This is a genomic window from Pseudoalteromonas sp. MMG022 (genome assembly GCF_021654245.1).
In the GTDB taxonomy this organism is placed as follows: Bacteria; Pseudomonadota; Gammaproteobacteria; order Enterobacterales; family Alteromonadaceae; genus Pseudoalteromonas; species Pseudoalteromonas amylolytica.
On the sequence record NZ_JAKFZQ010000005.1, the window covers coordinates 189,206 to 212,655 of the forward strand.

At 45.9% G+C, this 23,450-nt stretch carries 19 protein-coding genes; all 19 read left to right on the forward strand.

Features of this window, described 5'->3' with window-relative positions; genetic code table 11:
- Positions 1–2 precede the first annotated feature (2 nt).
- The 19 genes from L1070_RS06790 (at position 3) to L1070_RS06880 (ending at position 23,447) form a co-directional block, all read left to right on the forward strand.
- Entirely contained in the window at positions 3–1,370 is a 1,368-nt protein-coding gene (locus L1070_RS06790) for a hypothetical protein (protein WP_237124972.1), read from the forward strand.
- Between the two features lie 8 nt (positions 1,371–1,378).
- Positions 1,379–4,084, forward strand: a complete 2,706-nt coding sequence (locus L1070_RS06795) for a hypothetical protein (RefSeq protein WP_237124973.1) — start codon at positions 1,379–1,381, stop codon at positions 4,082–4,084.
- 341 nt (positions 4,085–4,425) lie between these two features.
- Positions 4,426–5,331: a baseplate J/gp47 family protein gene (locus L1070_RS06800; RefSeq protein WP_237124974.1), complete on the forward strand. Its 906-nt coding sequence runs from the start codon at positions 4,426–4,428 to the stop codon at positions 5,329–5,331.
- Positions 5,328–5,999, forward strand: coding sequence for a phage tail protein I (locus L1070_RS06805; RefSeq protein WP_237124975.1), 672 nt, complete (start codon positions 5,328–5,330; stop codon positions 5,997–5,999). The genes L1070_RS06800 and L1070_RS06805 overlap by 4 nt, the downstream gene beginning before the upstream one ends.
- Positions 5,950–6,495, forward strand: a complete 546-nt coding sequence (locus L1070_RS06810; RefSeq protein WP_237124976.1) for a phage tail protein — start codon at positions 5,950–5,952, stop codon at positions 6,493–6,495. Before L1070_RS06805 ends, L1070_RS06810 begins: the two co-directional genes overlap by 50 nt.
- The gene (locus L1070_RS06815; protein WP_237124977.1) at positions 6,495–7,160 is read left to right on the forward strand and encodes a hypothetical protein; all 666 of its coding nucleotides are present in this window, start codon (positions 6,495–6,497) and stop codon (positions 7,158–7,160) included. The genes L1070_RS06810 and L1070_RS06815 overlap by 1 nt, the downstream gene beginning before the upstream one ends.
- The gene (locus tag L1070_RS06820) at positions 7,160–7,591 is read left to right on the forward strand and encodes a hypothetical protein (RefSeq protein WP_237124978.1); all 432 of its coding nucleotides are present in this window, start codon (positions 7,160–7,162) and stop codon (positions 7,589–7,591) included. The genes L1070_RS06815 and L1070_RS06820 overlap by 1 nt, the downstream gene beginning before the upstream one ends.
- The gene (locus tag L1070_RS06825) at positions 7,588–8,559 is read left to right on the forward strand and encodes a hypothetical protein (protein WP_237124979.1); all 972 of its coding nucleotides are present in this window, start codon (positions 7,588–7,590) and stop codon (positions 8,557–8,559) included. Before L1070_RS06820 ends, L1070_RS06825 begins: the two co-directional genes overlap by 4 nt.
- A 2-nt stretch (positions 8,560–8,561) precedes the next feature.
- Positions 8,562–9,080 carry a hypothetical protein gene (locus L1070_RS06830; protein ID WP_237124980.1) on the forward strand — a complete coding sequence of 173 codons (519 nt, stop codon included), beginning with the start codon at positions 8,562–8,564 and terminating at the stop codon, positions 9,078–9,080.
- A 97-nt stretch (positions 9,081–9,177) separates the two neighbouring features.
- Entirely contained in the window at positions 9,178–10,014 is an 837-nt protein-coding gene (locus L1070_RS06835; RefSeq protein ID WP_237124981.1) for a baseplate J/gp47 family protein, read from the forward strand.
- A 7-nt stretch (positions 10,015–10,021) separates the two neighbouring features.
- Complete coding sequence (locus L1070_RS06840; protein WP_237124982.1) at positions 10,022–10,957, forward strand: phage tail protein; 936 nt, start codon at positions 10,022–10,024, stop codon at positions 10,955–10,957.
- 87 nt (positions 10,958–11,044) lie between these two features.
- Positions 11,045–11,593: a phage tail protein gene (locus L1070_RS06845; RefSeq protein WP_237124983.1), complete on the forward strand. Its 549-nt coding sequence runs from the start codon at positions 11,045–11,047 to the stop codon at positions 11,591–11,593.
- A 9-nt stretch (positions 11,594–11,602) separates the two neighbouring features.
- Entirely contained in the window at positions 11,603–14,920 is a 3,318-nt protein-coding gene (locus tag L1070_RS06850; protein ID WP_237124984.1) for a hypothetical protein, read from the forward strand.
- A 295-nt stretch (positions 14,921–15,215) separates the two neighbouring features.
- Complete coding sequence (locus L1070_RS06855) at positions 15,216–18,509, forward strand: hypothetical protein (protein WP_237124985.1); 3,294 nt, start codon at positions 15,216–15,218, stop codon at positions 18,507–18,509.
- Between the two features lie 10 nt (positions 18,510–18,519).
- On the forward strand, positions 18,520–19,311 hold the full coding sequence (locus tag L1070_RS06860) for a hypothetical protein (RefSeq protein WP_237124986.1): 792 nt from the start codon (positions 18,520–18,522) through the stop codon (positions 19,309–19,311).
- A gap of 87 nt (positions 19,312–19,398) precedes the next feature.
- Entirely contained in the window at positions 19,399–19,881 is a 483-nt protein-coding gene (locus L1070_RS06865; protein ID WP_237124987.1) for a hypothetical protein, read from the forward strand.
- Between the two features lie 9 nt (positions 19,882–19,890).
- On the forward strand, positions 19,891–21,882 hold the full coding sequence (locus L1070_RS06870; RefSeq protein WP_237124988.1) for a DUF4815 domain-containing protein: 1,992 nt from the start codon (positions 19,891–19,893) through the stop codon (positions 21,880–21,882).
- Positions 21,882–23,120: a hypothetical protein gene (locus tag L1070_RS06875; RefSeq protein ID WP_237124989.1), complete on the forward strand. Its 1,239-nt coding sequence runs from the start codon at positions 21,882–21,884 to the stop codon at positions 23,118–23,120. Before L1070_RS06870 ends, L1070_RS06875 begins: the two co-directional genes overlap by 1 nt.
- A gap of 9 nt (positions 23,121–23,129) precedes the next feature.
- Positions 23,130–23,447, forward strand: a complete 318-nt coding sequence (locus tag L1070_RS06880; protein WP_237124990.1) for a hypothetical protein — start codon at positions 23,130–23,132, stop codon at positions 23,445–23,447.
- Positions 23,448–23,450: the final 3 nt, after the last annotated feature.

A 23,450-nucleotide genomic window follows, 5' to 3' on the forward strand; every position in this document is an offset into this window, starting at 1 on the left:
TTATGGCCTACTCAATTGGCAAGGTTAGTGTTGTTAAAAACAACGCTACGATAGAGGGTGCCTATACACAATTTATCAGTGTGGCTAAAGCACAGCCCGGTGACTTGCTGTATATCAAACTCAATGGTCAAGACACTATTTTGCAAGTCAAGCAGGTGCTTAGTGATACCCAGTTGCAGCTTGCGATGTTAGACGGACAACCGTTTAACCCCACAAGCAGTGCAAGTGGTTTGCACTATGGTTTGATACAAAACTTTACGACAACGACCACAGCCAAACTAGCTAAGGGTATTGCGGATTTGCAAACCAAATGGCACTTGCGTGAAAGTCAGTTAACTGGCTGGTTTGTAAGTAGCGAAGATAGCCACTCAATCAGCAACTTTTTGGGTGAACAAACCACTATTCCCACGCCCACAAAAATAGCCCAGTTGGCACAGACAGCGATGACTGCCAGTGCTGATTTATCCACCATGGCGCAGGCCATTGCAGATAATAAGCAAAGTTTGGCAAGCGTTGATCCACGTATTACACAGTTTGATGAGCGCTATCCTCAGGTTATGGCTGCCCAACAAGAGGTGCTTAATAAGCGCAATGAAGTGGTGCTCGCCCATGATGAGGTGCACTTAAAGGCTGCGCAAGTGGCAGAACATACGGCGCAAGCAGCCACAACTGAGCAAACAGTACTGGCGCTACAGGGCGAGATTGAACAAGCTGCTCAGCAGGTTGAGCTTGATAAAACCCACAGCCAAGCTGCGGCAGAGCTGTGTGTTGTTGCGCAAAACCAAACGCAAAGCGATGCACAAACAGTCAATGCAGATAAAGCCGTAGTCACGCAGCTTAAAGCGGATATGAGTGTGTTAAATGATGCGCTCAATGTGGCCATCAGTGATGCACAGTCACACATTGCTAATAGCGCCGCGCAAACACAAGCGCACGCAACACAAACGCACAGTGACATTGCAAGTACCGCAAGTTCAGCCAAAGACGATGTAACACGCACCGCCGTCAACTTTAGCGAGCAAATCGCGCAGACCGAACAGCGCGTGCAAGGTCATGCTTTTAAAGCAATCAAGGCGTGCGATAGCAGTGTAATTGCACTGGATGAGGTGACACATATTGCCTCGTCAGTCAGTGCCGAACTAGCTGAGGCTATGGATGCGAAGTCCGCGTCACTTTCAGCAAACGAGGTAGTACAATTAGCGGCCCAAACAACCTCATTGGATGCAATACACAGCCAAGCATATGCGTCTTTGTGTGCGCTGGGCGCAAAGCAGCTTAGCGAGCAAAACAGCAAACTCAATACCGCACTCAATGGGTTGTTAAACAACACATTGAGCACTGAACAAATCAACGAATTATTCCCAATTTAGAGGTAATCATGAGCGAAGAACTCACAAACGCTGTCACGGCGCTGCAAAATGTCACTAACAAACATGAGCAGCTTAATGCCCAATACCAAGGCACGCATGACGCGTTGGCAGGCAACACTCAAGCCATGACAGACTGGCAAACCCAATCAGGCACGGTAGAGCTGACCGACCAAAACGGTAACAAACATACCACTCCCACCCTAAAATCTTTAGTTGCACAAGCGCAAAGCGTTAACCCGCACCCCGATGTAATGAGCAAAGCCCAGTTTGAAGCGCTTTGTCAGATGCGTAAGCAGCAATATGCGGGTTCAGGGTTTGTTGAGTGGGGCAAACACAATTCTGGGCATCCCAATATTAACGAAGGGCTGTGGCAGTATGTTGCTGCTGGTGCTGAGAACTCTCTAACACTGGGTGATATAGAGCAAAATACCTATACGGGTACATCTCGCTCATTTAATCCAATTGTTGTGATAGACGGTGTGCAACATGTTGTCGCGTATGTTGGTCGGCCAAATACACAAAACAGACCGACGTTTCCCCCAGCCCCTGACGGCACTAAAACCTATGACTCAGCAACTGGCACCGTTACCCAGCACAGCAATGCTGAGGTTGCTTTTGCTTCAGAGACGGACACTAACAAAGTTATTACCTCTCGCAAAGACTTGGTATTCTTAGAATCTTGGCATGAAAAAATTGCCGACAAAGATGTAGTCTTTCCACTGGGCAACGTACAATACGGCGTAAGTAGCTATGAAGGCATCACACTTTTAAACAACCTAGTTGCACAAGGCTACTCGGCATTTGGTGAATGGGACCAAAACACCAAAGGCTATGGTGTTAAATGGTCAACCCTGAGCGATGAACACAAAGCGGTGTTTTTAGGAGAACCTGAGCACAATATTTACTTTGACCCTAAAGCCAAAGCGTATATTCAAGTTAGATATCGGATTCGAGTAATTGAAGGGCATGGAGATAACTGGCCTGATGCAGTCAGCGCATCCAAAGGGATTAGCTCTATGGTATATAATCAAAATACGCCAGTAAAACCCAGAGCAAAGCTTGAAACCAGCGATGACTTTGGGGACTTCTCGGAAGGATATTTTCTACAAAAAAATCATTCATACAATCAAAGTAACACAGAAGTAGGTGAATTCATTGGAGGCACATCGCAAGGTTTACTCACATATTTAGCCCATGAAGGCTCAGTGTTTGCTATTCCAATTGCCCTTGTTCAACGCTTAAATCAAGGTGCTTATCATCCAACTTATAACCCTATGGGGGTTTGTGGTTTTGCAACGACAAGCAATCCTGATAGTCAATTACATTGCACTCAGTGGTATCAAAATGTTGTGACACAACCTACTAGCACAGTAGATTGCTTTGATGTCGATATTAGTAGAGTCCCCTTTGGCGGCGAAAATTGGGGTTCTATTCAGTTTGGATGGTCAGGCCGTCCAGACCAATACAAATACCACGATGCTATCTACGCAGGCCAAGTGGAAGACTTACGCTTAAACGCAAATAAGCTTGATGTTAATCAATTGCGAGAAGATATGATGCGTAAATCTGTATCTGGGGAGCTGCGCGGGAAAGAGAAGCTACTATTTACTAAGTTTAAAACTTTGCATCAAGGCTATCTGGCAGGTTCGAATACGGCCAATGCAATATTTAAAGACTCATCAGGAGTGTCATTAAATTTTTATGACAATGGCTTTCCAATGTATACACCGGTAATGGTATGGCAACCGTCTACAAATACGGTTTTATACGGTCAAATCTCGTCATCAAATTCCCATATTATGTTAACAGGCAGCCCAAGCAATTTGGGAAAAAGCGGCCACATTATTCCCACAACGTTGGGCATGAATATGAGCGATGTTTGCTATTTTGCGGAAGTTTGGGCTTTGTCATCAGAATTCGACTCACTTCCATGGGTAGACATTATCGGTTCGCCCGAAAACATAGTGGCTAAGTTCCCTGACGGGGTTGTAGGTCAATGGGTGCCAGTTACCCCAGATGGTAGTGGCGCAAGGTTTAACTTAAACCGAAAGGTTATGAGTGCGGAGACAGATCTTGCGGTTTATTGGGACGGCACCAGTTGGTTGACATCGACTAACGCAGTTAACCTGGACCTAGTTCAAAATTCAGTTGCGCATCCAGCTTTATTCGCGACAAACAATGTCGTTTTATATTTCTATGAGAGCGGCGCAGGGTTTACCACGGCTGCAAACAACTCTGGCATTGTTGGTGAACAAGGAAGCGTTTGGTACGGCTCATCGTATCAAACTTATTTCGGTAATCGCCTGCAACCGAGCCTTACGGGTAAAGTTGCAACAAGCAACAAATCAGGCCCAGACACGAATGCGTTTGGTTATATGAACCTAGCGCGATATGTTTTAAATGAAAGCAATCTACCGAGAGACCCAAGTATCTCTAGTATTTACGCTTCATGGATGAGTCCTGTACTCAATATGTCAGTACCGACAAATAATAGCTCAGCAGTAAAAGCAACATACTCTGTTATTGAAAAAAATGGACTACTTTACCTGCAATTCCATGGCGCAGAACTCAAACATAACGGCACCGATTGGGGAGATGACCAAACGATACCAATCATCAGTCGAGAAAACACCAAAACCGACCTAAATGGCAATACGGTAAAAGTATTTTGTCATCATACTCAACTGCCAATAGGTATTGCTTATAATCACTAGCAAGCTCCTTTAGGTGATGTTGCACGTCACTATCAGGCAAAAATAATCATCAGCGATGGTTATTTTCTTATCCAATATAAAACGGTCAAACTTGACCGTTTTCTTTTCAAAATACTTGCTACTATTTCGCTAAATTTGAAAAAGTAGTCTTTCCCGTGAAGTGGGCATAAGGTTAATGCCTTATGCCCATTTTTTGTTCTGTTTGTTGGCACGGGTGTTTTTTGCCAATACCAAACTATGCCATTTTTGCACAGATTCACGTACTTCATGCTTGCCAAAATCCGAAAGGCTGCTCGCACCTCGTTTTTGTTCTCTATTATATCCGTTATCTAAGAAGGCTTATGTCAAAATCCCAACTTATTGATTTATCGAAATTGCCACCACCTGATGTGCTGGAAAAAGTAGATTATGAGCAGCTATTGAGCACGCTAAAACAAGATTTAATTGCACGTAACCCCGAGCTTGAGCAGGTGTTAGCCCTTGAATCTGAGCCGTTGACTCAGTTACTCAATAGTTATGCCTATCAGGCCATGTTGCTGCGCGCGCGCGTTAATGATGCAGCTAAATCCACCATGCTTAGTAGTGCCACGGGTAGTGATTTGGAGCACATTGCGAGCCGTTATCAGGTTGCTCGCTTAGCGGATGAAAGCGATCAGCGGTTACGTGAACGGGTGCAATTAGCGTTTCATAGCCTCAATACCGCAGGTACTGAAAAAAGCTACATTTATCATACGCTCACTGCTGATTCTAGAGTGAAGGACGTCCATGTTACTAGCCCATCACCCTGTCATATTATTCTTAGCATTTTGAGTAATGAGTCACCCAGTGGTCAGCCTTCAGCAGAGCTGATCAATAAGCTTGAGTACACCTTTGGCTTAAAACCGGGTGACCAAAGCTCCGTATCAGAAGTACTCGAAGCACAAAAAATACGTCCTATTGGCGATCGAGTTGAAATTGTGCCTGCTAACGTCAAGGCGTTTAACTTACAAGCCCATGTCAAGCTGGAGTTAGGCCCTGGGCATGCCCAAGTAAAACAGCAAGTGATTGATAAAACAAAACAGTATCTCGCTGAACGCAGTGGCTTGGGTCAACATATTAAGCGTTCTGCGTTATTTGCGGTGCTACACCAAGCCGGAGTCGAAGAGGTAGCGCTGATTTCACCACAAGGCAATATTATCGTAGCAGATGATGAAGTGGCTTGGTGTCAAAATGGAATTGATGAGATCAGTTTCGGGGTGTCGTCATGAGCGAGCTGCACAACGGCAGTGCACTTCAGTCGGACATTCAATCTGTATCTAACGCACTGTTTGTGCCTGTCAACACTGGGGCTGATGTGGTTGCAACGTTGTGGAGCCCTGAAACTTGCCCAGAGCCATTATTACCTTGGCTTGCTTGGAGTCAAGGTGTCGAGCAGTGGGACGAGCAGTGGAGCGATAACACTAAGCGTCAAGTCATTTCGCAAAGCTATGAGCAGCACAAGTATTTAGGTACACGCTTTGCGATAACAAAAGGGCTACAGCCCTTTGGTTTTCAAACCAAGATATATGAATGGTTTGAAAAGCAGCCGCAGGCCGAACCAGGCACGTTTTCTATTGACGTATCGGTCACCGATAAAGGGATAGACAACAAGGTTATAGAGCAAATCTATACCACGATTGTACAAACTAAGCGTAAAAGTGTTCAGTTTGACTTATCGGTGAGCTTGCTCAGTGAGACAGAGTTGGGCTTTGCCAGCGCTGCCACATCAGGCATCACCGCTACAGTGTATCCATACTACGCCAGCGAAATAACCAGTGAGTCATCATTGTGTGTTGCGCTTGCTAACCAATCATTTTACCAAATCAAAGTATATCCTCGGAGTAGTTATGTCTCAGCCTCAATACTGGACCATGCTGACCCCAGCTGGTCGAGCTAAAGTTGCCAACGCAATTGGCACGGGCCAAAAAATCAATTTAACCAAATTTGCTGTGGGCGATGGCCTAATTCTGCCCGATGCACAAGGGCTTTCCAGTGAACGTTTTAGAGGGCTTATCAACAGCTCAAAAACCCTAGATGAAAGCCCTTCAATGCTAGAAATTGTAGGGGTAGTCCCCTCAACCGAAGGTGGCTTTTATGTAAGAGAAGCTGCTTTTTATACCGAAGATGATGTGGCGTTTGCCATTGTTAAATACCCAGAAACGTACAAACCCAATATTGCCGACAATGCTAGTGCAGAACTCGGTATTAAAGCGGTGATCGATGTGGTGCAAGCCAGTGCGGTAAATTTAAAAATTGACCCCTCTATGGTGTATGCCACGCAAGAACACGTGAGTAACGAGATCAACAAATTTATGGGCCTACTGTCGCTTGATGGTGGTGCTTTTTCAGATTCTTATCCTAATGCAACTAGCCTAGATGGAGGCACTTTATAATGGCAAACAAATTACAATTTAGACGCGGCCCAGCAGCTAACAGAACCAATGTAACCCCAGCAAGTGGAGAACCGATTTGGTTAACAGATAGCAAAAAGCTGTTTGTAGGTGATGGTCAAACGCCAGGCGGTATTGATATTTTTGGCACCCTTGGTAGCGCCATTTATAAAGATGCAGGTACAGGTGCGAATCAAGTATTAACCCTTGATGGCAGCGGTAAAATTCCTGAAGGCGTATTGCCAAGCCTAGCAATTGGTCAACCATTTGAAGTGGCAAACCAAGCAGCTATGTTAGCGCTAACCGCACAGCCGGGTGACTTGGCTATTCGTACCGATGAAAACAAGTCTTACGTGCTTAAAGCTACACCTGCCAATGTACTATCGAACTGGATCTTACTCAGAACTCCAACCGATAACGTGTTGTCAGTTAATGGCAAAACTGGCGCGGTAACAATTAACAAAAGCGATGTGGGTTTAAGTAATGTCACCAATGAGTCTAAAGCACAGCTATTTACCTCTCCTAATTTTACAGGTAACCCAAAAGCACCCACTCGTGCATTATCAGACGACAGCACCCATATTGCTAACACGGCATGGGTAAAAGATTGGGTTAATTCACTAGGTCTAGCGGTTGAAGGCGGCGACATTGACGGAGGCACATTTTAATGGGTCGTAAGATTCAGTTTAGACGCGGTCCGGAGGCAGAACGGTTACAAACCGTTCTCGCCAACGGTGAACCGGGTTGGTCGCCAGAAACCGAGCAGTTGTTTATTGGTGATGGGCAAACGCTTGGTGGGCAACCACTCTCTATGGGTCGTTATAAGGTTATCAGCACTGACACACAAGCGGCCATCGGTGGCAAATACATGTTTAATGCGGGTTGTAAGTTGCATCTGCCAGACAACGTACCCGAAGGCTCTCAGATTCAGTTCAATGTGTTAACCAGCGCTAATTTAAATGCCAATGATAAAGCAAAGATTATTGCGCCAGCTGGAAAAAGTCTACGCAAAGACGGTGAAACGGGTACGGAATATCACACCTCGTTAATTATTAATCGCACCGCAATCTACGTTAATTCAGAGTGGGAAATTTTATGATATTGACAGACAAAGAAGCCTCTAATGACTTTATAGATGGCGAGTTTACCAACGCTACGAGCCAGTTATTACCTTGGCCACAAGCCGTTAAGTTTGGTTCTTTTATGGACGTTCATGGGGTCGTAAGTGATACACATGCGTCTTCAATTCCAAACCCCTACGAACCGGGATGTTTTGTAAATATTCAAGAAGACAAACTCGTTTATCACAACGCGGATGGATCGGTTAGATGGATAAAAACGGTCGCTGCCATTATTGGTAACCATAAAATTAATACCATGGGTGAAGAGCATCAGCATGTTTTCCATGTGGTTAATGGTGTCACTTATTTGGTTGGAAGTGTTGAAGAAATTGGTAAGTTTAAAATTCGCCTGTATCGAGTGAATCTGTCTAATCAACAAGTTGTCGTGGGTGAGCAAACGGCAAAGTGGAGGAGTCGATTTACAATTGTGGAAGATAACACTTTGTTGTGGAGCTATAGGGATGGTACGGATGGTATCAGTGGGTGGTCTACAAAAGCAGTCAATTTCAATACTATGACGCCTGATTCTTTGACGACACCAGTAGCCATTACTGACAATATCAAGAATGTAGCAGGTAGTGGCTTATACCGTAGTCCGGGTGTTGCATTATTTAATGGCTCACTCACGCTTAGCTATTCAGCACATGGAAACTCTGTAGATAGTGCTATGTACTCTGTTTTATTTGGCATCAATCGTAGCCTTAATACCTCGCAACCCGAGGTGAGCAAAGCAAGCTTTAGAACGTACCATAGTCCGGCACTTAACAGCTTTCACGGCTATTTATCACAAGTGTCGAAGGACCTGTTTATGACACTTGGAGATGAAATAACCACACAAGCAAGTTTGCTGCGTCAGAGACGTCGTATTTACTATACCCGTGAGGCACTTGAGCAGTGGGCAAATGACTGTATATACGCGCAAACTGGTTTTAGAATTGGAGCATAAACATGTATATTTTAATTAGCGTACAAGACGGTGATATTGTCAGTCAGTTACCTGATAGAAATGAGTTTTTTAAGCAACAAGAAATAGTGACTATTGAAGGTCAAATGTATTTGTTTGCAGATTATATTGGTGATGAAGACATTCACTCGGACTACAACGTCGAGCTGTATTTGCAGCAACAGCACTCACGCAAAGTATTACCATTGCTGACAATAGATAATGTCACTGAACAGATTGAAGGGTACCGGGACGCTGTTAATGAATTTACGGTCCCACAACAGTCAAATCAGGTTGTGGCAACGGGTAAATTAGCGATGCCGGATTGCAAGCTAAAAATACCTTTCAAACGGATTGATACCGGCCGTATTCAACTTATGCCAGCGCAAGTTGTTGATGGCGTGCTTAGCATGGTGCTCAAATTTGAGACTAACGGCATCTGGGTTATCACTCAGGCGCTGTTCGAAGGTGATATGCAATCCCCCGTATTTGAAACCCATCACTACCGCTTTTCGGTGCTTTAGCTTTAGTGGGAGTTGTGCTCATAACTCACACTCTACGCAGCACATAGATCTAGGCGTTACTTTGTAATGCAGGATAACCCTTCTAGGAGTCTAATCGATGACCACTCATATCGATTTAAGCAAACTCCCTGAGCCCAACATTATCGAATCACTTTCTTTTGAAGATATTTATGAGGCGCGTAAAGCGCGCTTTATCTCTCTTGCGCCTGAATTTTCTCAGACGCTTGAGCTTGAAAGTGACCCTCTAAATGTTTGGTTGCAGGTAGAGAGCTATCAAGAATTACTGCTGCGTCAGCGAATAAATGAAGCGGCGCAATCCAATTTGTTGGCGTTTGCAAAAAGCGCTGATCTTGAACACCTCGGCGCTTTTTACGGCGTTGAGCGCATTGCAGGTGAATCAGATGATGATTACCGAACGCGCATTCGTAACAACACCATAGCCTCTAGCACCGCAGGCAGTGCTGAGCACTATCGCAATCATGCGATTAATGCGGCACCGAGTGATATTAGCGATGTGTCGGTGTTTAGCCCAGGTAACGGTGAGGTGATCATCACTGTGCTGGCAAAAGCGCCAAGTAACGCTGGAGCAACGCTCGAAAAAGTCACCACAGCCGTTACGGATGATGGGGTAAAAATGCTCACCGACAAACTAGCGGTCAATCTTGCGCACTTGGTCGAAATAGACATCACCGCAGATATTTATCTACAAGATGATACGTCGCAGTCGGTGTTTGATGAATTAGAAAGCGCACTGCGTGACGTTTGGCAGCAGCAGGCCCATTTGCAATGGGATTTAGCACCCAGCTGGGTGGCGGCTCAGTTGCACAAAAAAGGGGTGCGACATGTTGATATTCAAAGCCCTTCTGGTTTACAAAAAATGAGCCATGCCCAGTGTGCTGTGCCGGGAAATATCACGCTCACATTACGCTCATGAGGTAGTGATGCAACAACTGTTACCCCCCAATCATAGCCCACTGCAACTTAAAGGCTTACAAAGTCAGTTCTCGGCCGATGAGTACCATGAGGCCATTGCACAGCTGACCAGTAACAAGGCGCATCCGCATGATGCGCAGCTCATGTGGTTAGTGTGGGAGTATGGCCTTGAAAGCATTTTGCCTTACAGTCAGGACCTAAGGCAGACCCTCAAAGATGGTATCGCATGGCAACGTATTCGTGGTACACCGAAAAGCTTAACCACCGCGCTTGGTTGGCTGGAACTGAATAACGCGCAAATAGAAAACACACCAGCGGGGCTACACTATTACACCTATCAAATAGACAGTGGTGACATCCCCGGTGACGAACGCTTGGCTAAAGTTGTTAAGCTGGCTCAGTTGTCTTCTCCCGCTCGCAGCCAGTTGACTCGGGTTTATCATGACTATGATATTCGCAACCAGACATTGTCTGGGCCAAGGTGTGGTTTTGGTCATATTCTCAGCGATTATTCTGGTGTGGTCTTTACCCATAAGGAAAACCAACTGGTTAAGGCCAGTTTCGGTCGTATTCAACAGGTTACGCTCGATGCCAGCCCCGAACAGTTGGAGTTTGGCCATCAACGCACGCGCAGTCAAATCAGTGAGCATCTCGACAAGCTTGAAAGTGGTCGTTACTGTTTAACCACCAGCGAGCCTTCTAAGCTGCCGAATGTTGTGGTGCACGGTCGTATTCACGCCTATCAGCGCACACTTGCGCAGCGGGTATGGGTCGGTCCTTGGCATGACCGTTGGCAAAATGCAAAGTGGCAATCTCAGCAACTTTGTAGTGTACAGATTAATCACGTACGCACGTTGAACGTACCATCTCTTGGTTTTTCTGGTGCAAGTACGGGTCGCTTGAACTTCGGTCGCTTAAACCTCAATGCCACGTCATCCAGTTAATTTCGTCAGATAACCCATCTGGGCTGATGTTTTCATATCTTTGTCATCTTGCAACTATTAAGTTGCCAATCTTTCTTGGAATAAACTATGAGCAACCCAACCACATTTACCCCTGTAGTGTGGACTGAGCAAGGCTTGAGTAAACTACTCAGTGCCTCGCAACAGGGCATTAGCATGGCAATCACCCATGTATCGGCGGGTGACCAAAGCTACACCCCCAGTGCCACCCAAACTGCGCTGCGCAACGAGCAACAAAGAGTGCTTATTGGTGGCGCAGAGATTTTAAATAATACCCAACTGCGCTTTAGCGCATTGTTTGATGGCCCGAGTGAATATCCAGTCAAAGAAGTGGGTATTTGGTCAGATACCACCTTGGTCGCGGTTTACAGCGTGCCCGACGAGCAGTTGAACTTTAAAGCCGCCGATGCGGCGTGGCTTGAAGTGTTTACGCTCAATGTGTCGGCATTACCTAGCCAAAATGTGATCTGCTCGGTTGGGATTAACAACGCTAATGTGTTTTTAACCCAAGAGCTACTCACCATGACCTACGCACAAACCCTACAAAGTAAAAACCTCATTCAACAAGCACATCAAAACATGCTACTCAATTTACGCCTTCGTAAAGCTGGCCTGTAAGGAATAAATATGACTCTAGAAGCACAAATTGCTGATATTAATAAGCTGGTGGCTGAACAAACCGCCGAATACTCTAAACTCACCCAGGATATTACCGAAGGGTTGAGCGAAATCGACACGGTTGCCCAAGATATGGCGGCAACTCATGCGTTGATTAAAGGCAATCATCAGGCCATCAATGACTGGCAAACCAAAACCGGTAAAGTTACCCTCAAAGACTTAAATGGGCAAAGTTATCAAGTGGATACGCTCCCAAGCCTTATTAATGAGTCGCAAAAAATAAACCCACATCCTGAGGTGATGACTAAGGCTCAGTTTGATGCGCTTTGTCAAATGCGCAAGCAACAGTTTGCGGGCAGTGGGTTTGTTGAGTGGGGTAAGCATAATTCGGGGCATCCCAATATTAACGAGGGATTATGGCAGTATGTAACTGAAGGTTATAAGAATACATTAACTTTAGGTGAGAGAGCGGAAAATACTTACACTGGTAGTTCTCGCTCATTAAGTCCAGTTGTTGTCATAGACGGTGTGCAACATGTTGTCGCATATGTTGGACGACCAAATACGCAAAACAGACCGATATTCCCCCCAGCCCCCGATGGCACTAAAACCTATGATGCAGCAACGGGCATACTCACTCAGCATAACTCCCCAATTGATGCATTTAATGAGAAAAAAAACCAGACCCCAAATAACGCTCATTCAGGTACTTATGATGTACAAGCGGGGGTGTTTAATGTTGTTCAAGATGCTGCAGGCGGAATATATTTTGCGAATAAGACTTCGACACACACACATCAAGTGGATATTAAGTTTACCAGCAGCGTTGATACTGTTGTGGAGTTCAAGGATGCAAGCGGTACAGTAGGCGACGCGCCATTAATACGCACGCTTAATGTTACGGCCAATAAGGTGCAAACGGTCAGTATCAGTCACGAATTTGCCAATACGGGTGTGTACTTGCGTTTGCCTGTCCCACAGATTGGACAAAAAATTACCATACATGGCTGGCAAACTCGCCCACAATCAGAAAATGTTGTCACCTCACGCAAAGACTTGGTGTTTTTAGAGTCTTGGCATGAAAAAATATCTGACAAAGATGTGGTATATCCGCTTGGCAATGTGCAATATGGTGCAAGCTCCTATGAGGGTGTGACCCTTGCCAATAGCCTAGTCGCACAGGGCTATTCTGCATTCGGCCAGTGGGACACCAACACCAAAGGCTATGGTGTAAAATGGTCAACTCTTTCCGATGCAAATCGTATTAAGTTTTTAAAAAATCCTGAGCATAATATTTACTACGACCCTGAGGCCAAGGCGTATATTCAGGTGCGTTATCGTATGCGTGTCATTGAAGGGCATGGCGATAATTGGTACGGACCGACGGCGACGCAAGGGTCTGGCTACTTAGATTTTTCGCCAAGAGAGCACATTAGACCTCAAGGCATGAGAGTTGAAACGGCGAGTGACTGGCGAATGGGTTACCCGTTGTTTGCTAATGGTACGTTCTCTACTGCACGTTATCCGATGGAACATCAGGATGTTGGGCTTTATGGCGCGGTTGCTGCGCAGAATGTGAAAGATGTGAACTCAGGCCATGAAGGCCTGTGTTTTGCTACCCCAATTGCGCTTGTGCAACGCCTGAATCAAGGTGCTTATCATCCAACTTACAATCCTATGGGTTGTGGTAATTTTACGCGTCCAGATGGCTGGGGTATAACGCGTTGGTATAACCCCAAGTTTGCAAACATAGAGCCTACGTCTCCTTTAGAGTGTTTCACGTTGGATTATGGAAATCCGAACCACATGGCAGGCGCGCCTGCCCACGGTAGCTGGAAAAAGTTTGGTTCTATCGCGGGTAGTGATGCTAATTCAGGACGTAGAGATCAGTACAAGTTCTACGACGCTATCTACGCTGGCCAAGTTGAAGACTTACGCTTAAACGCCAATAAGTTGGATATTAATCAGCTGCGTGACGAAGCGATGCGTAAAGCGGTTGCAGGGACATTAAGGGGTAAAGAAAGAACGATCTTCACCACTGTAGAAGCAAAAAAGCTGGCAATTGCGAGTGCATATGCAGGTAAGTACTACGTAAACTTTTCTGAAACCGTCGACATACAAAATGGTTATGAAATTGAACCTCAAAATAGGCCGTTTAGTTACTTATATAACAGTACTAGAGGCAATACACTGTACCCAACATACGTAGAACCCAACGGTAATATTTATACCTCAGATGCGCCAGTTGCACTATCAGGAAATCGTTTTCAGGATATCGAGTCAAGCACTTTACTTGACTGGCAGATTGGAGATGATATTTATCTAATAAATGGCGAGCAAATGACGAGTGAATTCGATTCTCTCCCGTGGATAGACATTATCGGTTACCCAGAGCGAATCGCACAGACGTTTCCTGACGGTGTGATGGGGCAGTGGGTCCCACAGTTACCAAATGGTGGCAGCCAAGACTTCAAGCTTAATCGAAAAGCAAGCCAGCCCCTCACATGGGCAATGTCACTGGATGATGGTAGCAGTTGGAACTCGGGAAGTTTAGCGATTAACAGTACGAAGAATGCTTATGTGTCTCCTGCAGAGGCCGCGCGCGTTCAGCTCATTTATTATCGCGCTGACGCGGGCTTTACAGCAACGGCTGTGAATTCACAGGTGTTAGACTCGGTGGGCGATGTGTGGCTTGGTAACGATGCACGCAGCAATTTTGGTGCTCGATTACAGCAGTCATTAACGTCGAGTATTGCCACAACTGTGTCGTACACAAGTAATACATATGTGCCACTTGCTGCCAGAAACTTGCTTGATGACAAGTTGATAAAGGATGAATTTCCACAGCATCTCGTGCCACCGGCGCTTGGCGGTGAAAAAGGCGCGTATGCCTGTAAAGTACTGCCAACCATCACCAATTACAGAGGATTACTGTATATGCAGTTTCACGGTGCTCAACTGCAATTGGATACCATCACACCAACCTTAGTGTTAGGCAGTGATAAAGTGGAGCAGATTGACGATAAAGCTTATGTCAAAATAGCCACGCAACACATGCAAGGTGTGTATCAAAAGGTACGAAACTTCGGCACTGCAAGTTATGACAGCTACTTACAAGCCGGTGATTTAGTTGCCGACCAGCATGGCAATATGATCTCGGTGGCGACGGGGCTAGTGTATTACCGCAAAGTGACGATGAGTAACTGGGGTGATGACCAAACTATCCCTGTGATAGACAACGAGAATGTTAAAACCGATCTCAACGGTAACAAAGTGAAGGTATTTTGCCATCACACCCTGTTGCCACTGGGGATTGCTAGCCACTAATTAGGTGGCTTTTTCTTTTCAAACAATGAGTAACCACGGCACTTTAAACGACGAAGGGTCAGTCTATCTGTTTACAGGTCAAACTTGACCGATATTCTTGGCTGATTCTGGTTAAAGTGTCGTTATTGTGGGCAAAGTTAAACATACTTTGTTTGCAAGTCACACTAAAGCACACTCGTGTTTTAGTTCAATGGCTGAACGTGGTCTGTTGGAAGCCACGCTCAGCCCTCTAACTTACTCGTTGGATGCATGCGCTTTGAGTGAACACTTATAAGCTCATGTAAAGGAAAGGAAAATGACAATCGAAGCACAATTAGCTCAGTTGCAGCAAGCTGCCGCTGAGCAAACTGATGCCAGTTTAAAACTGGCGTCAGATGTCACCGACAGTATCAATGAAATTGATCAGGTAAAGGTCGACATAAACCAAACCCATGAACTCATTAAAAGTAATCACCAAGCCATTAATGATTGGCAAACCAAAACCGGTAAAGTCACCTTAAAAGACTTTAACGGGCAAAGCTATCAGGTGGATACATTGCCAAGCTTGATAGGAGAAGCACAAAAAATTAATCCGCATCCAGAGGTGATGAGCAAAGCGCAATTTGATGCGCTGCGTAAACTACGAAAACAGCAGTTTTCAGGAAGTGGCTTTGTGCAGTGGGGTCAGCACTGGGCCAGTGCTGGGGCACATCGAGTGGTAAACCAGGGAATGTGGGAGCAAACCAATGGGGTGTTATACATGGGTATCAACTCCAGCTCTACGGGGCAAGGAGAGTCCACAACCAAGTACCCAGTTGCAGTAGTCGATGGTGTAGAGTTACGCTTAGATTACGTTGCAAGAAACACCAACTGGTGTGATATACGATTCCCCCCAGCCCCAGATGGCACCAAAACCTATGACTCAGCCACAGGTCAAGTAACGCAGCATGCCAGTGCAGCAGAGGCTTTTGAGGGGTTGATTAGTAATGGCAACTTTCGCAATGAGCTAGACAATTGGGAAGTAAAAAGTGCAACAGCTCTGCTCACACAAGAGGAGGTTACAATTACAGCTACAGCTGAGTTTCCTTCTTTAAGTCAAGTTATTGAGCTTAGTGAAGGGGAGACAATCCGTATTCAGTTCAATGGGTGTCGTGCTACGAATGGTAAACAATACCGAATTATCGTTGGCACAGGCCTCGGTAGCGGTAATGAGCTCGTTTCTGACGCTACTGTTCATAACACGGTAGAAGTGGAGTATACGGCTAAGAGAACAGGGCTTCATTACATCGGACTACAAGGTGTGTCATTGAGCACTGGGGACGAAATATCATTTCGTTCATGCTCTGTGTTTGAGATCACAAAACAAGTTATCATCTCTCGCAAAGACTTGGTGTTTCTAGAGTCTTGGCATGAAAAAATAGCTGACAAAGATGTGGTGTACCCCCTTGGTAATGTACAGTTTGGCGCAAGTACCTATCAAGATGTCCCCCTGTTAAACAACCTTGTTGCACAAGGCTACTCAGCGTTTGGCCAGTGGGATACATCAACCAAAGGGTTTGGCGTTAAATGGTCCACATTGTCAGCGGCCAACCGTGTAAAGTTTTTAAAAAACCCTGAGCACAATATTTACTACGACCCAGAGGCCAAGGCCTACTTTCAGGTTAGATACAGGATAAGAGTAGAAGAAGGATGTGGCGCGCCATGGAAAGGGCAATTGAGCGTCGGCGCTGTTGTGGATAGCTCTGTTATTAGAGATGTTTACCCACACTGCTTACGCTTACAAGGGTCTTTAGCTGCGGTTGAAGCAATAGGTCCTGATAATAGCATGTTGGCTTACACCGGAGTGAGTAAACACCGTGATAAAGATACTGGAACATGGGGTAAACGTTCTCATTGCCAAGCAATTCCCATAGCCCTTGTACAGCGCTTAAATCAAGGTGCGTATCATCCAACTTACAATTCGATGGGGACGGGCAAACGTCGAATTTCAGGTGGATATTATTACCATTGGTTTGAGACACATAACGCTTTAACTGAAATCAGCTCGACATTTGACTGTTTTGATATGACCGCAAATAACGGTGGCGGCAATATTGGACCAAATTGTGGCTGGGCAAATATTGCTACTGGAGCAAGCCACAGTGGACGAGTAGATCAATATGTTTTTTATGACGCTATATACGCAGGCCAAGTTGAAGACTTACGCTTAAACGCCAATAAGTTGGATATAAACCAACTACGAGAAGCGGCGCTTAGTAAAGCGGTGGCGGGGGCACTACGTGGGCAGGAGCAAATTTACTTCACCAAAGTGAACCCGACGGTGAATATAGATATCTCACAGCGCACTATTGTTGCTTCAGAGACTTACCCAAAGCTCAAAGCCATTTTACAAACAACGCAATTTTATAACAGTAGTCGACCAGTTATCTCACCAGTTGAGTTCGATGAGTATCATGTATTCAACGTAACTCAAGGTTGGATATCAACAATAGGTAAAGATACATACCCAGTGGTCTTTTCTGAGGCATCTGCAGGGCCCGGACATATCTACTTTGCAGCGGATAAGCCGATTTCATCCAATGATATGATTCAAATTGTGTTTTCTAAAAAGCTGTCTGGCGAATTTGACTCACTCCCATGGGTAGACATAGTTGGTCACCCTGAGCGTATTGCCGCAACCTTCCCTGACGGTGTCGTGGGCAAATGGTTACCAAAGTTACCTGATAACTCATCTGGATACCCGCTCAACCGCAAAATGGTAGGCAGTACATTAAATGCCACTTATACGCGTGACTTAGGGGCAAGCTGGACCAATTCTAATGTTGGCTTTGACAGTGTTAAAAATACCAGTTCAGGCAGCTGGAATCCTGATATTGTCGCACTGCTTAGCTACCAAGCACTTGCCAATAACACACACGCGCAAAGCTTAAAGCCCGTGATAGGTGATGTGAGCAATGTTTATGCAACACAAGCGCATCGTATCGACTATGGTAACCGACTACAACATAGCTTGAATAACACCGTGGGCACACGGGCAGACAGTCCTTACTTTCAAGAAGAGCTGGCAATATTAAAGTCTGGTAAGCACTATCCGTCGGGGAAGCTGACCTGGACTAACAGAGCTGGCGATGAGCCAAAACATTTTCAGCTAAGTCTAGATAGCCAAGAAGAACCATCCAGTGCAATTAAAACCTTAAGCGCTCTTGTTGAAAGAGGTGGTCTGCTGTACTTACAGTTTAACGGTGCTGAATTGAAATATCATAAGCAGCAAGTCGTAGACATGTCTGAAAGTTCAACAGAGCTGAAAACAGCATATGGTGTTTATCGTGTGATTGATGGTCCACTCAAAGGTAAGTTACTAAAACGAATACATAGCACTGGAACCTCGGTACCTTTCAATGATGCAGATTGGTCAATTGACGAAGTTGGTTTGAAATATCAAACCAATACGGATTATTCATTTAAGTTTTTCAAAGAGAGCTTTAACTGGGGCGATGATCAAACCATCCCAATTATCGACGGTGAAAACATCAAAACAGATTTAAACGGCAATACCGTGAAAGTATTTTGCCATCACACACAACTTCCGCTGGGTATCGCCAGCCACTAAGGACAATTTAATGGAACAAACAAACGATCAGACTGCAACAGCGGTCGAGGCAACTGTGTCTGAAAATCAACAAACAGAGCAGCAAGTATCATCAAGCGACGCTGCTTTTGAGGTTGAGGCTGCCTTCGAACAGCCACAAGTGAGCTATGAAGATGTACTGACTAAAATTGCACTTCGTCATCCCGAGGAGCAGGTTGAACAGGCGTTGCAACAAGCCATTGAGCAGGAACAAGCAGCTTATACCGCGGCTTATCAGCAATGGGAGCTGGATGTGGTTGAAGTGCAAGAAAAGCGTGAAGAAGCACTCGCACACAACGCCAGTCTAGATGAGGGTAGCGAAGGCGAGGTGATGGACGTGCCAGAGCTGCCAGAGGCACCACAAATTGATATGTCTCGTCGTCGTGCGTGCTACCGCAAGGAGTATGTGGAAGTAGACTTAGCGCTGAGCACAGAGCAAGCACCTGCTCGCAGCGAGTATGATGATGAAGCCTGTGTAACGCGCTTTTACCCGGCAACAGAAGCACATTCTGCAGAACAAATAGCTAACGTACAGCGAGCGCGTTTTAAAAACTCACGCAGCGCATTACTTGCACAGCAAAAGGTTGAGGTTGACGGCCTAGTATTTGATGCCGATGAGCTGAGTCAACAGCGTATGGCACGCATGCTATTGGTGATGGCAGATGAAGACAGCACATCATGGGTGCTGGCAAACAATCAGGTTGTTGATGTCAGCAAAGCGCAATTATTTAGCGCATGCAAACTTGCTTCAGAGCAACAAACAGCGCTGTGGATTGGCGAATAACGCATATAAAACCGCGATGACAAACCCGCTTCGGCGGGTTTTTTGTGTTTGTTACCGACTGATTTATAACATTTATAGGAGTATAGGGTGGCTATATTAACCCGCGCTGGGCGCATAGAACTGGCCAATGCTATCAAGCAACAATCTATTTATTTAGCCTGGGGACAAGGCGCAATTGAGTGGGATACACAGCTGCCGTCTGAGCCCAGCACTAGCACTGAACTCACCTCAATTCTTGGTTATCGTAAAGCCACACGCGTGCTTTACTGTGACGCCGATGAGCAGGGGGAAATACAAGTACCCAATGGCCGTTACAAAGTCGTGACGGGCCCAACCCCACATTTATATTGCCAGTTTAATTATGACTTTAACGATGGGTTATCAAAATCCATCCGTGAACTGGGCTTGATGGTAGGCACTAAGCCTAAAGCAAGCACTCCCTCAGGGCAATTATATTTTCAGCCAGAAGACATTGAACAAAAAGGCACTTTGCTGCTGTTAGAGCACCGCCCTGCGATTTATCGAGACCAAGGGGTGCGTGAGTCTTTTGAATTTGTAATAAGCTTCTAAGGGAGCATTATGCAAGAACATATATACAATCAAATTGTTGCAGAGCATCCAGATGTTTATCAGACATTCGATGCCTCCAAACAATACGAGCAAATACTATTTCGCGCCGGTAAGGGGCTACAAAGCCGTGAATTGAATGATGTGCAATGTCAGGTTAGTCACCAAGTAAAAGGCGTGGCGGATGCATTGCTTAAAGATGGTGATATTGTCGCAGGTGGCGGGATGAGAATTGAAGCTCAGCAGGCACGCGTTGCGGCGGCGTCGGTATACATTCGCGGTGCGGTACGTCAGTTACCAGAGCAATCATTTGCCTTTGACACCAGTGGTGATGCAATCATTGGCGTGTTGCTAGATAGTGAGGTAATCACTGAACTTACGGATGGTGAACTGCGAGACCCCGCGGGTGTTAATTCCCCAATGCTATCGCAAAACTATAATGAAGCGGGAGCAGCACGGCTAAAAGTGAGTGCGCGCTGGGGCTTGTTAACACAGGCGCAAAGCTCGAACACAGAGTTCTATCCTGTGTATCAAATTAATCAGGGGGTGCTGGTTATTAAAGAAGCGCCACCAGAACAAGATTCGATCACACGTGCGCTGGCTCGCTATGATAGAGAATCTAATGGCGGCAACTATGTGGTAGAAGGACTGGGCCTACACTACATCAAAACCGAAGCAAGTAAGCAGCACTTTAGCTTACAAGCGGGTAAAGCGCATATTGCAGGTTATGAGCTAAGTTACGCGGCGGCGATACCTGTTGTATTTCCATTTGACCCTGATGTACAAAGCATCAAGACTGAAAAAGCGGAGTTGAGTGATACACAAGATGCCAGCTCGCCAATTAAGTTTGATTATCCACCGGTTAAAGATATTGAACGTGTCTATGCGGTGGTGCGTAAAGTGGCAATGCTCACGCGTAGCGATCAGTTACAAGATAGTTTTCCAAATACCAGTGTTGATACCGTAGAGCTGATTTCTTATCAGGGCACAACTTATGTGGAGCATGATGACTACGAGTTTGAGGGCAACCACATTGTTTGGAAGCTCAATGGTGAACGCCCACCGGTAGGGAGTAGCTATCAGGTTACATACACCTATGGCACCAGTGTTCCAGTCACATTCAACAGTACCCACTACAGCATTGATAAGTCCTTTATTGAAAATGGCAATGAAGTGCTACCCGATCAAATTCGTGTTGACTATCTGCGATATTCCCCACGCATTGATTTGATAGTCCTAAATGCGCAAGGGCAGGTTAAACGCATTAAAGGGGCCTCTGTACTTGAGCACCCAGAGCCACCTCACGTGCCTGAACAGCATTTACCCTTGGCGTACGTTTATCAATACTGGGGCGAGTCGGTGCCGCGAGTGGAGTCGGTTGCCATTCATTCTTTGAGCATGTTGGACTTACAAAACATGCAAAGGCAGATAGGTGACTTGTACCAGCTGCTTGCAATTGAGCGACTACGCAATGACGCCAACAGCCAAGACCCAGCCAGTAAATATGGCGTGTTTGTAGACCCTTTCTTGGATGATGATTTACGAGATCAAGGGCGAGAGCAAAGTGCGGCTATCATTGATGGTGAGCTAACACTGCCGGTAGAGGCAGTAGTGAGTACGCTGAACGCCAATCAACCCGAGCTACTGCCCTATGAACTTGAGGATGTGCTAACACAGCCCAAGCGCACGGGTCAGATGAAAGTTAACCCTTATCAAGCGTTTGAACCTGCTCCCGCGCAAGTTACTCTCTCGCCAAATGTGGATCACTGGACAGTCACTAATGTCCGCTGGAGTAGCCCAATTACTCGGCGCTTTACTCGCGGCGGTGGTCGAATTCGTAGCATTAATACTCGTGTTGAAACGCAAAGAGTCGGGGTGCAAACCCAGCAAGCCGAATTTTTACGACCGCGAACAGTACAATTTTCTATCTCAGGCTTTGGTCCAGGGGAAGTGCTTGAATCTGTACTGTTTGATGGCATTGCATTAAGTGCGGAGGAAATCTAATGATTCAAGCTGATGAAAATGGTCGCCTCACGGGGCGTTTTACAATTCCCCCACAAAGCGAAGTACAGATACCTGCGGGGGTAAAATCGGTTGTTTTTCAAGGTAAAGGTGGCTCAATGGGCGCCGCCAGTTACACTGGCAGTGGTCAGATCCGCACAGAAACATTGGCACAGGTCACGACCATTACCACTCGACGTTTTGACCCCTTGGCACAAACCTTCACCTTAGTGCAAAGCCGTTATATCGCAGCGGTTGAATTGTTTTTTACCGCTAAGGGTGAAGAGTCGGTACAAGTGCAAATTCGTGAGGTTGTACAAGGTATTCCAACACAAACGGTATTGGCCCAAAGCGCTGTTGAAAGTAGCGGAATTTCATTGACTGAGGCGACGTTATTTAGCTTTTCGCCAGTTTTGTTACAGGCAGGACAAGAATACGCCATTGTGGTACTCACCGATGGAGCGGACCATGAAGTGGCCATCGCAGAGCTTGGAAAATTTGACCAACAACACGGTTGGGTAACCAGCCAGCCATATCAAGTGGGTGTGTTGTTGTCTTCTAGTAATGCTAGCACTTGGACACCACATCAGGAAAAAGACCTGACCTTTAATCTTAAGGCAGCAACGTTTACCAGCACGCAACGTATCGTTGATTTGGGTGATTTTCCTGTTACTCAAGCTTCGGACTTAATGGCGCTTGCTGTTGTGCAAAGGCCAAGTTCAGACACATCCGTGAGCTTTGATATCACTGGTACGGGTAGTCAAAGCGGTGATAACTTCACCTTGCAAAATATTCAAGAATGGACGCCACAGCGCCTCGCCAAGAAGTTTAACGGCAGTGTTAACGTGAGCGCGACATTATCGGGGTCAAGCACGCTTAGCCCAGTGTTGTTTGCGGGGAGTCAGTGCGCGGTTGGTGAGGTTAAGCACAGTGCTGATTATATCAGTCGTCAGATTAGTTACCGCGTGGGTGGCCGTTTTACCGTGAGCTTTGAAGCGGTACTACAAGAAGGTGCAAGCATCGAGGTACAACTTGAACAGGATGACGGTAGTTGGTTGAGTGTACCTTTGAGTGTGCAGCACAGCAGTGGTGACGGCTGGCAACAGTATGATTATGTGCATAGCTTTGCAGTGCCCTCAGAGCAGGATCCTGATTCAAAAGGCACTCGGGTTAAGTTGCTACTCAGTGGCACAACGGGCAACCGCCCTCGAGTTAAGAATTTACGCGCATTTTCAACCTAAGGAGCGAAGATGACAGTTGAAATTAATACGCCTCATCGCGCCTACCCGCTGCCACATCAAAGCAATTTACTGGAACAAGATGTTTTAAGGCTGATAAGCGCCATTGTCAAAATTGATGAGGATATGGCCGAGCAGCTACAGGCCATCACATCGCAGCAACAGGCGTTAGGCACACAGCAGCAAAAGCTGGAGCAACACAAAAGCGATAGCGCCGAGGCTTTGGCGGCAATCGTACAGACTATGAGTGAACAGCGCGCTGAACACTCAGAACTTCACCGCAAGCAAAAAATCAATCACCTACTAGGTGAGTCTTTATACCCACTCTAAGAG